This is a genomic window from uncultured Holdemanella sp., assembly GCF_934772795.1.
Lineage (GTDB): Bacteria > Bacillota_I > Bacilli_A > Erysipelotrichales > Erysipelotrichaceae > Holdemanella.
The window spans coordinates 1-13288 of the sequence record NZ_CAKVMR010000058.1 but is presented as its reverse complement, the minus strand read 5'-3'; the positions used below and the strand labels follow the sequence as shown (position 1 = coordinate 13288).

Sequence of the window (13288 nt, the reverse complement as noted above, 5' to 3'; positions counted from 1 at the left end):
ATATCGGGATGCAATGAGCTCTAAGCACAGTAAATAAGCGGATAATTACCACCCATTTGCAAAAGAGGAGCTTTTAACAATAAAACGCTTAAAATCACACAAACTATTAAAACAACAATATTCATTATACAAAGGGTAAAAATTTTATTCTGTTGAAGCATACTAAACATATCAACATTTAGAAATCCAATAAAATTATTTATTTTATGTAAGTTCTGACTAAAAAGATTAACCATTAAATAAAGCGTAATAGTAATCACCAAAGATGTCGTAGTTGATTTAAACAAGCAAGAAATTAATGTATAGACACCTATCAGAAATAAACTCATAGCTATTGTTATAAAAATAATATACATTAGTATCTTACTTTCCATATATATATGATTTCCCACTGAAAATGAATATTGCGTATTTCCCATACCAAAAATCATTGTATTTACGCCAAATAATAGAACTATCAAACCAATAAATCCAATTAACAAAAAAATAGAAAATACCACTTTAGTAAGAATAATTTTTAAAGTATCATATTTTGAAGTAAACAATATTTTATACACACCTTGATCGAATTCTTTAAATATATCAAAAATCAAAAGGAAGTATAAAATTAATAAAACTGCACCTAAATAATGATTCGATAAATTCACAGCCAAGTTAGATGTTGTACAAACATAAGGCGAATGCTTAATTGGAATATGATTCTTTTTTAAATACCTATATTCTTTCTGTGTCTTTTTTAGGTGATCTAAAGAATACGTTGTATACGAAATAATCGTATACTTTTTTGTTTTTCCTTCAATCAACAAATCATTCCACTGCATTAAATCATCTAAAGAAACTGCAGAAGTAGAATAATCACGGTATAAATCATTTGCACAGGAATACAGCCTTTTAAAATATTCAATCGCATTTCCATAATATTGTTTGTCTTTTTCTTTTTTAGCCAAAAACTGATAATTTGCCATATTCGTAATATCGTACATAGCGTTTTGTCTTGCCTTGGAAAACTGTTCAGTTTTTGCTTCTATGTATACATGATTTTGGTATCCGTTAAAAGAAACATACCCTATAAAAGAACAAAGAATCAATAAGAATACAAGCCAATTCTTTTTTGTGCGAATAAATTTATGCCATTCATACTTTAACAAATAAACCATATCTATTCTCCATAAATTCTTGTATACATATTCTCTAAATCATCGCTTGTATTAGTGATATCCAGCAGTTGAACGCCTTCTCTTTCTAATTTGCATAAATATACGGATAGCTCATTTGGGTTTTGAATAGAAAATTCATATAGAAAATCTGATAGTTTTCTAAACCGGTGGTCTGTTATTATTTTATTCACCCTAATTTGATATGTGATTGTCTGCTCTTGTTTTTCTACCTCTTTAATTTTACCATTTTCAATATAAATAATACGATCAGCAATCTTTTCAATTTCATTTAATTGATGGCTAGAAATCAATAAAGACATTCCGTATTCATCCACCATTTTACGAAGTTCTTTTCGTAATTCAAATACACCCGATGGATCCAATCCATTCATAGGCTCATCTAACATTAGAAACTGGGGAGAAGATAGCAATGCAATAGAAAGTGCTAATCTTTGTTTCATACCTAAAGAATAGCTAGATACAGGCTTTTTTAAATAATCTCCTATTCGTGTATAATCCGCCATTTGTTGCAGTTTATCTTTCGATACATTTTTTAAGCTGGCAAATATCTCAAGATTTTCATAACCAGTCATATTAAAGAAAAGTCCTGGACTTTCAATCAAACTAGCCTGATGCGACAAAGCCTTCTCTCTTTGACTTTGTATATCATGACCACATATAGTAACATTTCCAGAATCCATATGAATTAACCCGCATAAACATTTCATTAATGTACTTTTACCTGCACCATTAGGACCAATAAAACCTACAATTTCATTTTTTCGAATAGAGAATGAAATATCATCTAACACTAAATGATTGCCATATGACTTACACAAATTTAAAACATCTAAAACATTTTGTTTTATCATTATAAATAGCCCTCCTTTTTTTAGTTAGAAGTTAAAACAATTGAAAATGTTACAAAAGTAAATGTAAATCAAAATATTTCTTTTATCATTTTCTATACAACAATATTTTTTTCATAAGCTTATCTTATCTTTCTGTCGAATACTCACATAATTTATAAATAGTAAAACAAAAATAAAAACGACACATATACAAATCGAATTCAACCAGTTTTGCATGCCACAACCAGATAAAATACTCAAACTTGGACTTATACTAAATGGATTTATAAAAGATATCAAATCCATTCTTTGACTGATGACATATAAAATAATACAAATTATTCCAGATAAATAATTAAATCCTGTTTTCGTGAAGGTATATACACAAAACATAGCCATTTGAATATAAAGTTCTAATTTCAGAAGAATTAATGGTAAAGATATTATTAAAGCTTTCCATAATGGAATAAAAGATAAATCTGGTATAAATCCTTGTTCTGTCGCATAATATTCAGACATATTATTTATGACATAATTGTCTGTATGATACATCCTTTTAAAAGAGAAAAAATGTTTAGTGTCAGCCAACAGCCATGTATCCCATCCTGCAAAGCCATTACTAATTCCTAGCAAAAGAAAAGGAATACCAATTGATGCAATCATAAGAAGTAAAAAAGCTATAAATAATTTTACTTGTATGTGTACGAAAAAGTGCACATCATTTAATTGTTCAAGCTCAAAAACACCTGTCTTTTTTTCGTACATTAAAACAACAATACAATAAATCAAACATAAAGGCATAAACAAATACGCAAATGAACTGTCTATTCTTAACTGGTGTGCTAAAAAATACCATGGACCTTTTCCTACATATTGTTCTGTATTTGTTTCTAATTGATGTAGCTGTTCTTGAACAGATAATTCAACGGTTCTATAATCCTCTTTTTTATTTTGAGATATTTGGCTTCCAATCATAAAAATCCGACTCTGATCAAATGAAATTTCTGATTCTTCAAAGCCTAATTTATGAACTTGGCGCATAAATTTTTGATCACCATTCTGTTTTAATGCATCCAAATGATACAGCTTATCCCATAATGTAATTTCATTATATCTTTTTATTAATCCTTTATTTTTAAAGACTTCTTTTCCATATTTGTTAAATAAATTCCATCCAGCTTTGGCATTATCAATAGCCCAGCTTAAATAATCCTGATAACTATTCCAATACACCTTTTCCTCTGCACTCATATGTTTTACGGCCATGTATTGTAGATTGATATCTGATAAAGCTCTTTGGTACTGTTGAATCTGCGTTTCAAAAATATTCATATTCTGTTCCACATCATACTCATGTCCCATATAATTAGGTACTTGCACCATGTTCAATACTAATAAAATGAAAAAGATAACAGCACTCACTTTATTCTTTAATACACTTTTTATTTCTAAACCCATAAACTTAACCCAAATCCAATCTTTCTAAATAGAGACATGAAATGAACTGTATGCATATTGCGCCTATAAAGAACAAAGATGTATAGGCCCATAAAGTTTCAATATGCAAATATGTATACATAAAGACAAATAATAATCCCGTCAACATTAGACTCATTCCTTTATTTTTCGTCAACAAAGATAAACATTGTATACATGAAGCACTAAACAAAACCCATCCAAGTACAGAAAGAATATGATGAAACAAGTAAATAATCACTGGTGTTGTTCCAATCAATAACTCTATGCCACTTCCACAATTTATATATCCAATCAAATACAATACAACGAAAAATAGTATACTAAAAAAAACAGTGATAAAAATATGTAACAACGCGCGAAGTATATATACATATTTACGACTTTTCCCTATTGTAAATAAATATCGAAATGTATTGTTTTCTAAATCTTTAGACCATATATCCACATTCCACACTAGAATCAAAATCATGAATAAATAAAAGAAAAGATTGTTTCCTTTTAAAAATTGCACCATCAAATAACAACCTGTCGGTTTATTTTGATATACAAAGTCATAATATTCATTTTCAATATATGTTTTTTCCATTTGAATTCGTTTTTTTAAGTCTTGTTTATTATTTTGGAGAATCGATTTAAAATTGGATAAATCCATACCTGAATCAATGTATTTTAAAATGTTTTGATCCCTATCATACATATCTTTTGCAATTGTTTTTGCATCCTCGTCATTTTTCCAATCACTTAATAACTTTTGACAATAAATACTGTCCTCTCTAAAAAAGGCATTCAGTTTTTCTTTTGGAAGAATATTGATTCTTTGGTTTTCTTCATTTATCATTTCATAATAATACATGATTTGATTGGATGCATATTGTTCATATTCAGTATTGTATTTAAAAAAATACACGGATAAAACGCCAATTAAAACAAGGATCAATACTAAAATATTTCTTTTTGAAAAAAGAAATTTAAATTCATTTTTTAATAACATACACTTAACCCTTATATAGTTCCTTATAATATGTTTCCAAATCCTGATGCACTTCAGCTAAGGAATAAACCAAAACATCATTTTGAATCAGTATTTGCAAGGATTTAGAAAATTCTTCTTTGGAATCACATTGCATATAAAGAACATGCTCTTTAATAAAAGAATTTTTTAAAAGAAGCAATACACTTTTGGAATTAGAAACTTCTAATCGATAAATCGAATGATTTTGACGAAGTTCGTCCATATTCTTCTCTTTGATCAACTTTCCACTTTTAATAAATAAAGCTCGATCAGCTAGTTTATCGAGTTCACTTAACTGATGAGAAGATAATAAAATACTTGTTCCTTCATTTCGTATAGTTAAAAGCTTATTTCTTAAATCAAATATAGCTTGTGGATCTAAACCATTCGTAGGCTCATCAATAATAAGCAATTTAGGTTTAGCCATCATAGCCAAAGCCAAGACTAATCTTTGTTTCATTCCCATCGAATAATGTTCTGTGGTTCGATATAAGCCATCCTTTAAATCACTGAATTGCTCCATTTCCTCAATTCTTTTAGAATCTAAATGTTTCCAATTTGCCATGATTTTAAAATGTTCATGTCCAGATAACTCTGGATATAAAGATGGATATTCAATACTTACACCTATATTTTTTAACGCATTGGATGAATCGCTCTTTAAATCATGTCCACAGATAGTAACTTTCCCTTCATTCATATGATATAGTCCTGTAATACATTTCATAATTGTACTTTTTCCAGCACCATTTGGCCCAATCAGCCCTACAATTTCATTTTCAAATATTGAAAAACTAATATTATCTAAAATCCTATGATTTTTAATCTGTTTTGAAACGCCTTCTACTTTTAGTATTTCCATATATATACCCCATATTCCTTCCCTAAATAATAAGAGACAACAAAATGTTATCTCTTAAATACTTATAGCTTAAATCCATAATTCGGTTTACACTTTATTTATCCCATGGATACTATATTTCCACTAGACTTGGTTTAGCCAGTGCATTAGTTCTTGCATTGAATATGATTATATTGTCACCATTTTAAAAACAAGTATTATATAGTGATTGTTTCATTGCAATTGCAAATATCCATTAAAAAAAACTCTTTCTGATTTCAGAATAAATTAATTGTAATAAAAAAGCAATATTTAATTAAAAAAACATAGTCTATTTAAACTATTTGGTAACCCTTTTATTGTCGACAACCTCACTACGATCAGGATCGAACAACACTACATCAATATAGAAATCTAAATGATGATATTTTTCTTTTTCAAATAAATCATACATTTGATGCTGCTTTTCATCTTTATTGTCAAATAAAATATGTAATCCTCTAAATGAATCCATAATAGATAATGTTAATGACACTGCATCTCCTAAATAACCAATAAAATTTTTATCTTCCAATACATCATTTATAGATATTCTCTCAAAAAAACGATTGCAACTCGCAACGATCACTATATTCTTATTTTCCCTTTTCTTTATAATTTTCGCATCAAAAGTACGCATATAATTTTCTGTTAAATGTAATTCAAATGGACTAACGGTAATATTCCATCCTAATAAATACATATATGCTAAATATCTGCATGCCAAATATCTATTTTTTATATCTTCTTCATCAAATAAAATATGCATAATCACATCATTTTGACTGCTCTTTGTATATTCACATATATTCTCTAATAATTTATCACTAGGAAATTTTGTGGTTCCATTCTCAATTAATTTAAGTGCAGTCACACTAATATTCATTTTTTTCGCCATGCTAACTTGTGACTCTTCACAATCCAATCGAATATTTTTCATATAAGTTGCAAATGCCATGCTATCACCTCTGTCCCTATTACATTATATTAAAAATAGTAAGTATTTTCAATTTTTTGAGTTGCATTTACTTTCTATAGGTAGTATATTGTTGTTGTAGCAAGTATATGCATTTGCGTAGCACTAATTTACTTGCTATACATTGACAATCTTTGAAGGAGGAAAATTTACTATGTATGTTGAACATTAAAAAAAGATCCACTAGATAAAGTTTGGTCACCGCATCTAATGAATCTACTCAAATGAAGAACTGTTTTTATAATGTCTTCACGTAAGCATTATAACAAACATTTCTTTTTCCAACAAAATAAAAAAGGAGGAAAATTTGTATGGAAAACACAAAACTATATATTGAAACGCCTGTTTTTACAGGTAGAAATGTTCCTATTAATGAATTAGCAAAAGCCATTGGGAAAGATGCCCAATACATTCGAATCGGTCTTCAACAAGGTGTTTTAAATTTTGGCTATGCTATGAAAAAAGACAATTCAAGCGAATACAACTACTATTGTCCAGATAAGAAAGTATGGGAAGAAACAGGGTATTTCAATGGATAATAATATTGAACTTATCACCGGAAATGAGATCAGACATAAAACATATTTTGAAAACAACTATATTGTAGATTCTCTTATCAAAGGAAATAAGGTTAGTATTTTAACTGGTGGAAGTAAAACTGGTAAATCCACATTAGCATTACAACTCGCAAATTCAGTTTCTAAAGGCATTCCATTTCTTAATAACAATACGATCCAATGTGATGTTCTCTATATTTGTTTAGATAACGATGAGGATTTGATTGCAGAAAGATTGAAACTGATGAATCTTGAAATGGATGATTCTGTAGTTTTTTGTTTCAATAAAAACATAGTTTTAGAAGACACTTCTTCAAATCAAGATGATATATTATTACTCGAAGTTGTTACGGAAACATTAATTTCTCATCCATTTCTTAGACTAGTTATTATTGATCTATTCGATAATATTCGCAATCTAACTATTAAAACAGAAGCAAATAATGTTAAAGATACAGAAGATATGGAATATTTAAAAGGGATTGCTGATGGTTTAAAAATTCATATTTTACTACTTAACCATGATACGAAAAACGGAAGTCAAAATGGTTATTGTTCATCCAAAGGAGGTGTAAAACTTGTGGGATCATGCAATGGCACTTATCTACATTTAATTCGAAGTGGTATTGGACAAACAAGTGCTACGCTTGAAGTTGGTGGAAGGAATATTAAAGAAGAAATCCTACAATTACATTTAGATACATCAACCCTTACGTATTCATTAAGCGAAGAAAATATTAATGATGATATGCCATATGAAATAGGTATAATTCGAAACTATATCATTAAAAACAATGGATATTCAGGTACTATTTCCAATCTTTTACAACTCACAAAATTAACAATTGCAGCAAACAGAGCATCTCGATTACTAAATACACATAAGGACTTACTTGCTTCAGAAGGAATTACTTTTTCAATTGATCCAAGCCGTTCGAATGGAAGAATCTATACTTTTCAAGTTGAACAAAAGGACGATAAGGACGATACTTTATGCATATAGTTATTTATCGTCCTACCGTCCTAGGATTTAATAAAACCTTTGTTACTTTGTCGAAAGTAACGCAAATGCACTTTTGTCATAAACAAAAGATGCCTTGCGCTCTACGAGGTTCATATGGAACAAAGCATTAGCTTTAAAATCGGCAAAGGAAGCATCGCTCACAATGCAAGAGATTTTACTGCAAGTAATGTTGACAGCAATCGAAGCCAATACAATATTGAGTATGTTAATAAAGATTTAAAACAAACTTATCATGAATTATTTGATGATGCCGTCGCAAAATATAACGCTAGACAAACTCGTAGTGATCGTACCATTCCAAATTATTATGAAAAAATACGAATGGGTAAACAAGAAAAATTATTCCATGAAGTTATTGTTCAAGTTGGAAATATGGACACAATGAATTGTCTTGGAAAGAATGGTGAACTAGGAAAAGTAATTCTTGATGAGTATATGAAAGGCTTTCAAGAACGTAATCCTAATCTCTATGTATTCTCTGCTCATCTTCATATGGATGAACAAACACCCCATCTTCATATTGACTTTATTCCTTTTACTACAGGAAGTAAAAGAGGACTCGAAACTCGTGTTTCATTGAAACAAGCTTTAAAATCTCAAGGATTTAATGGAGGAAGTCGATCAGAAACAGAGTGGAACCAATGGGTGAATGCTGAAAAAATAGAAGTTGGCAAAATCATGAATAAGTATGAAGTTAAATGGGTCAACCTTGATACACATAATAAACCGCTTGATGTTCTTAACTTTAAAAAAGAAAAAAGAAAAGAAGAAATTTCAAAGTTGGATCATGAAATATTAACATTGAAAAAGCAATATAGTTCACTACAAAATATGACACCCTATCTAAATGATGCGTTTAACGCTTTAAACAATGAAGATTTATGGTTGTTACCAGAACCAAATAAGCTCACACTTGCTTCAACATATCATAAAAATATTGTTCAACCAAAATTTTCCAAACTAAGAGCATTTATACAACCATTGATCAATCAAGTATTTGATATCGTAAAAGAATTAATAAATCTGAAAACTCAACTGATCTTTTTTAAAAACGAAAATACTGAATTAAAAAATTCAATAGATGAATTATCTTATGAAAATCGAGAATTAAGAAGAGATATGAACAAACTCAAAAAATTCTTTGGTAAAGATACAATTGAAAATGCTCTTACTTTTAAGATTGTCAAATCCAAAAGAAAGGAAATTCATAAATGAGAAAAAGAAATAAACATATGCGATTGCCTAGTGGTTATGGGTCAATTGTAAAAATGAGTAACGCAAACAGAAGACGAAGACCTTATATTGTTCGCATAACAACAGGTTATGATATAGATAAACAAACAGGTAAGACTAAACAAGTGATAGGCATTATTGGTTATGCTAAAACTCGCGAAGAAGGACTTCAAATGCTAGCGAAATATCATGAGAAGCCATACGATTTAAATCAAGGAAATCCCTCTTTTCGAGAAGTCTTTGAAGATTGGTTTGATGAAAAGTTCAAAGACAATATGGAAGCCAAAAAAATAAATAGTTACCGAGCCGCATATAATACGTGCACACGAATCTTCGAATACCCATTTAGAGATATTAGAACTAGTGATCTTCAAAATATTATTGATAATTGTGGTAAAAACTATCCTACTCTAAGAAATATTAAAATCTTATTTAACCAAATGTACGCATATGCGATCAAGAACAATCTTTGTAGCACAGATTACGCAAAATTTGTGGATATAGCCAAATACAAAGATAGAAATCCGAATAGCTATGATCGGCAACCATTTTCAAAAGAACAATTGAATGTATTATGGTCACAAAAAGAAGATATATACATCCAAATGATTTTGATTCTTTGTTATACAGGTGTACGAGTAAGTGAATTATTGGATTTAAAGAAGCAAAATGTTAATCTTGATGAACATTATTTCACTATTACTAAATCAAAAACACAAAGTGGAATCCGTAAAGTTCCGATTGGTACTATGATTTATCCATTCTTTAAAGCCTGGTATGAATCGAGTCAATGTGATTATGTATTCCACACGCCCGATCAAAAACATTTTACGTATCGTAACTATTACGACAGCTACTGGAATCCATTTATGGTTCGATTCGAATATGATCAAACACCGCATTGTTGCAGACACACATGTGTATCTCTACTTGCAACTGCACAGGTATCACAAACATATCAAAAACTAATAGTTGGTCACAAAGGCGCTATGTCTATCACAGAAAGCGTGTATACTCATATTGAAATGTCAGAACTTATTAAAGCAATTGATTCTGTTTATTATCCAGAAGAAATAATTAAAGAAGTAAAAAAATCAAAGAAAAGAAGTGAACACTGTGAGAGATAAGAATTATATTTATAAGCAGAAGAATCCTTTAATAGTCCATGTCATGAAGGAAGTTCATATTCTTGGATTATACGCATAATAGTGTATAATGCAAATAAAAGTAGAAATACCAAATCAGTATGGCTCCTACCGCCATAAGCGTAGGGCGTTAAAGTGTGGAAGGATATGAATCCTTCCTTTTATTTTTCCTACGGGAAAGAGGCCAGCAATGCCGGTGTTAATACACACCGAACCGTACTCTGCAATTTTCCTTTCCACTTGCTTGTTGAGTGCAGTTTTCCAAAGCCTCTTTGAACACAGAATTTCATTCTGTGGCTACACGTTTTGCGAACGCTGTTGACCAGAACCAGCTTACCGCTAGCTGTGGTCTTTTTCTTTTAATTTAACTTGATTATTAGTTTTCATATTCAAATAATTTGGCAATCAACACTTTGAGTTCACCCAAAGTAGCTGGCGTTCCAACAATGACTTCCAAACATTCATTTCCAGTACGATAAACAACAACCTGTATAGGAGTAGCGTTCGATTGACAACGATGATCAGCTAATGACTTTGGTAATCAGTGACACAAGAGAAATAAACGAATTATAGTCATTGGAAAACAAATCCGTTTGCTTCTTTAGAATCATTGACATAGTTATAATAGCTAAAAACACACTATCCGCTTTCAAAAATTTAAAAATTTTTATTTTTTGAAAGCGACATATTGCACACAAAGATTATAATCGGATATAATAAAAGTAAGGATGACTTTCGAAAGTTTAAAAAAATTCATTTTTTGAAAGTGAGGCAACACTATGAAAACCATTGAAAGAACTGAATACCTGAATCGAATAAAGAATCTGAAGGATACGCCTGATATAAAAGTTATTACCGGTATCAGAAGATCGGGTAAGTCAATACTGATGCAGGAGTATATCCAGTATCTGAAAGATAACTTTAATGATATCAACGTTATCTTTATTGACTTTATGGATCTTTCATTTGAACACCTGAAAGAGTATCATGCGCTTCATGCCTATGTTGAAAAACGATATGTGGAAGGAAAGTCGAATTATCTTTTCATTGATGAAGTGCAGATGTGTCCAAATTTTGAACTGGCTGTAAATAGCCTATATTCAAAAAGAAAATATGATATCTATATCACTGGTTCCAACGCTTTTTTGTTAAGTGCAGATTTAGCCACTCTATTTACCGGACGTTATATTGAAATTCATGTCTATCCATTCAGTTTCAAAGAATATTGTAATTACTACGACAACAACCACGACATAGAAAAGCTATTTGAAGATTACACCATCAAAGGTGGATTAGCTGGGTCCTATGCCTACAACACCGAAAAAGACAGGAAGGATTATATCAAGGAAGTCTATGAAACAATTGTTACAAGAGACCTTGTACAGAAGTATTCCCTGCCAGATACTCAGGTATTACAGCGCTTAAGTGAATTCCTTATGGACAATATATCAAACCTGACCTCACCAAGCAGAATCAGCAATATGCTATCCGAAAAGAACATATCAACTAATCATGTCACCATTGGAAAATATATCAAATACCTGTGCAACGCCTTTGTTTTCTATGATATCAAGCGCTACGATATCCGTGGCAAGAAATATCTTGAAAGCATAGAAAAGTTCTATTTAAGTGATATTGGCATACGTTATGCTGTTCTTGGTACAAGAAACATGGATTATGGCAGAGTATATGAAAACATGGTCTGTCTTGAATTATTACGTAGTGGCTATGATGTCTATGTTGGAAAGCTTTATCAGAAAGAAATCGATTTTGTTGCCCAAAGAGGTAATGAAAAAATCTATATTCAGGTAAGTGACAATATCACTGAAGAGGAAACATTCAAAAGAGAATATGCGCCTCTTTTACAGATCAAGGATGCATATCCAAAGATTATCATCGCCAAAACCGGTCATCCAAAGTATTCATATGAAGGAATTGAAATCTTTGATATCAGGGATTGGTTGCTAAATAAAAGCCAAGCTATATAATCAAAAAATTAGTAAGATTAAAACTATTAAACGCATCAGCATCCGCTGGTGCTTTTCTTGTAAAATTACGTTTTGTGCGTGCTTTTCGATAACTGAGGAGTTAATTTTGCTACTTATAAGCGTGCTGTATGCGTGCTTAAATAGACTTTTCAGCACTATTCACAACAATTCACAGAAATAGAAAAAACCACCCAAAGCCCATATATAAAGGGTTTGAGTGGTTTTGAATCTCTTTGCAGAGTAGTCAAAAGTATGTTCTGACTAACGTTTAGGTAGTTACGACATCCCATAAATAAAAGCTTTTAGGCTTCTTTTGTTACCTACCCGTTACCTTCTTACTACTTTTTATTACAACTAAATACTTCTTATTGTCTTCTATTGGGTGCTTGCTTCATGTTTTATTTTTCTAGATCAACTATTTCTTTTACTTCTGATAAGGGCTCCAGTATACACTCCCTGTCTTTTGTATATATCTCAATTTCATCTATATCGTTAAAACTGTCAACGTTGGAAATAAACACGGCGCACCCTTCTATAATATCTCCGTCTTTAAATACTATTTTAGCTCTGTCTATGCTCCAGGCTTCCATAAACTCGTCTTTAGTTAACGTCTTCATTCTTTGCTACTCCCATAACTTTATTATAAGCAAGTGGGCCGTCTTCCACAACCTCGCCACGCTTGACACGTGGTAAAACCGTGAAAAACGGCCCACACTATTTTTTTAATTATTGTTATTTACTATATTTTTCTTACATTTTTTTATTTTAAATACTGTTTATTGCTGTAAGTAGTTCTTCATAATCCAGGTGGGTGTATACCTTTTCTGTTAAGCTCATAGCTCCTTTATGCCCTACTATCTTTTTAATTGTAACGGGCTTCACGTCCGCCAGTGTCAACAATGATATACAAGTGTGCCGTTACGGTATAATAACGACAAACGGAAAAAGCCTTTATTTTCAAGGGGTTCACGCGTTTGCCGTCATTT

General features: G+C 30.6%; 12 protein-coding genes. 5 read left to right on the top strand and 7 right to left on the bottom strand.

Features of this window, described 5'->3' with window-relative positions; translation table 11 throughout:
* Positions 1-20: 20 nt before the first annotated feature.
* The 6 genes from Q0F04_RS09550 to Q0F04_RS09525 form a co-directional block, all read right to left on the bottom strand.
* The gene (locus tag Q0F04_RS09550) at positions 21-1157 is read right to left on the bottom strand and encodes an ABC transporter permease subunit (RefSeq protein ID WP_295752729.1); all 1137 of its coding nucleotides are present in this window, start codon (positions 1155-1157) and stop codon (positions 21-23) included.
* A 2-nt stretch (positions 1158-1159) separates the two neighbouring features.
* A complete protein-coding gene (locus Q0F04_RS09545; protein WP_295752727.1) occupies positions 1160-2029 on the bottom strand; it encodes an ABC transporter ATP-binding protein in 870 nt (289 codons plus the stop codon).
* Positions 2030-2140: 111 nt separating this feature from the next.
* Complete coding sequence (locus tag Q0F04_RS09540) at positions 2141-3466, bottom strand: hypothetical protein (protein WP_295752725.1); 1326 nt, start codon at positions 3464-3466, stop codon at positions 2141-2143.
* A 4-nt stretch (positions 3467-3470) separates the two neighbouring features.
* Positions 3471-4478, bottom strand: a complete 1008-nt coding sequence (locus tag Q0F04_RS09535) for a hypothetical protein (protein ID WP_295752723.1) — start codon at positions 4476-4478, stop codon at positions 3471-3473.
* Positions 4479-4482: 4 nt separating this feature from the next.
* Complete coding sequence (locus tag Q0F04_RS09530; RefSeq protein WP_295752721.1) at positions 4483-5361, bottom strand: ABC transporter ATP-binding protein; 879 nt, start codon at positions 5359-5361, stop codon at positions 4483-4485.
* Positions 5362-5680: 319 nt separating this feature from the next.
* Positions 5681-6337, bottom strand: a complete 657-nt coding sequence (locus Q0F04_RS09525; RefSeq protein ID WP_295563025.1) for a helix-turn-helix transcriptional regulator — start codon at positions 6335-6337, stop codon at positions 5681-5683.
* 329 nt (positions 6338-6666) lie between these two features.
* On the opposite strand from Q0F04_RS09525, the gene Q0F04_RS09520 reads away from it, so the two are divergent.
* The 5 genes from Q0F04_RS09520 to Q0F04_RS09500 all read left to right on the top strand — a co-directional run bounded on the left by Q0F04_RS09520 (position 6667) and on the right by Q0F04_RS09500 (position 12302).
* Positions 6667-6894 carry a hypothetical protein gene (locus Q0F04_RS09520; protein ID WP_003864726.1) on the top strand — a complete coding sequence of 76 codons (228 nt, stop codon included), beginning with the start codon at positions 6667-6669 and terminating at the stop codon, positions 6892-6894.
* Complete coding sequence (locus tag Q0F04_RS09515) at positions 6887-7915, top strand: AAA family ATPase (RefSeq protein ID WP_117925880.1); 1029 nt, start codon at positions 6887-6889, stop codon at positions 7913-7915. The genes Q0F04_RS09520 and Q0F04_RS09515 overlap by 8 nt, the downstream gene beginning before the upstream one ends.
* 114 nt (positions 7916-8029) lie before the next feature.
* Positions 8030-9151, top strand: coding sequence for a plasmid recombination protein (locus tag Q0F04_RS09510; RefSeq protein WP_295752718.1), 1122 nt, complete (start codon positions 8030-8032; stop codon positions 9149-9151).
* A complete protein-coding gene (locus Q0F04_RS09505) occupies positions 9148-10296 on the top strand; it encodes a tyrosine-type recombinase/integrase (protein WP_295752716.1) in 1149 nt (382 codons plus the stop codon). Before Q0F04_RS09510 ends, Q0F04_RS09505 begins: the two co-directional genes overlap by 4 nt.
* Positions 10297-11093: 797 nt before the next feature.
* A complete protein-coding gene (locus Q0F04_RS09500) occupies positions 11094-12302 on the top strand; it encodes an ATP-binding protein (protein ID WP_295752714.1) in 1209 nt (402 codons plus the stop codon).
* A 398-nt stretch (positions 12303-12700) separates the two neighbouring features.
* Here the strand turns inward: Q0F04_RS09500 and Q0F04_RS09495 are convergent, their stop codons facing one another.
* Positions 12701-12919, bottom strand: a complete 219-nt coding sequence (locus Q0F04_RS09495) for a hypothetical protein (protein ID WP_295752712.1) — start codon at positions 12917-12919, stop codon at positions 12701-12703.
* Positions 12920-13288: the final 369 nt, after the last annotated feature.

Bases quoted from the DNA above. Each gene is read 5' to 3' on its own strand.
- Q0F04_RS09550 (WP_295752729.1), bottom strand. From the start codon at position 1,157: ATGGTTTATTTGTTAAAGTATGAATGGCATAAATTTATTCGCACAAAA.
- Q0F04_RS09545 (WP_295752727.1), bottom strand. From the start codon at position 2,029: ATGATAAAACAAAATGTTTTAGATGTTTTAAATTTGTGTAAGTCATAT.
- Q0F04_RS09540 (WP_295752725.1), bottom strand. From the start codon at position 3,466: ATGGGTTTAGAAATAAAAAGTGTATTAAAGAATAAAGTGAGTGCTGTT.
- Q0F04_RS09535 (WP_295752723.1), bottom strand. From the start codon at position 4,478: ATGTTATTAAAAAATGAATTTAAATTTCTTTTTTCAAAAAGAAATATT.
- Q0F04_RS09530 (WP_295752721.1), bottom strand. From the start codon at position 5,361: ATGGAAATACTAAAAGTAGAAGGCGTTTCAAAACAGATTAAAAATCAT.
- Q0F04_RS09525 (WP_295563025.1), bottom strand. From the start codon at position 6,337: ATGGCATTTGCAACTTATATGAAAAATATTCGATTGGATTGTGAAGAG.
- Q0F04_RS09520 (WP_003864726.1), top strand. From the start codon at position 6,667: ATGGAAAACACAAAACTATATATTGAAACGCCTGTTTTTACAGGTAGA.
- Q0F04_RS09515 (WP_117925880.1), top strand. From the start codon at position 6,887: ATGGATAATAATATTGAACTTATCACCGGAAATGAGATCAGACATAAA.
- Q0F04_RS09510 (WP_295752718.1), top strand. From the start codon at position 8,030: ATGGAACAAAGCATTAGCTTTAAAATCGGCAAAGGAAGCATCGCTCAC.
- Q0F04_RS09505 (WP_295752716.1), top strand. From the start codon at position 9,148: ATGAGAAAAAGAAATAAACATATGCGATTGCCTAGTGGTTATGGGTCA.
- Q0F04_RS09500 (WP_295752714.1), top strand. From the start codon at position 11,094: ATGAAAACCATTGAAAGAACTGAATACCTGAATCGAATAAAGAATCTG.
- Q0F04_RS09495 (WP_295752712.1), bottom strand. From the start codon at position 12,919: ATGAAGACGTTAACTAAAGACGAGTTTATGGAAGCCTGGAGCATAGAC.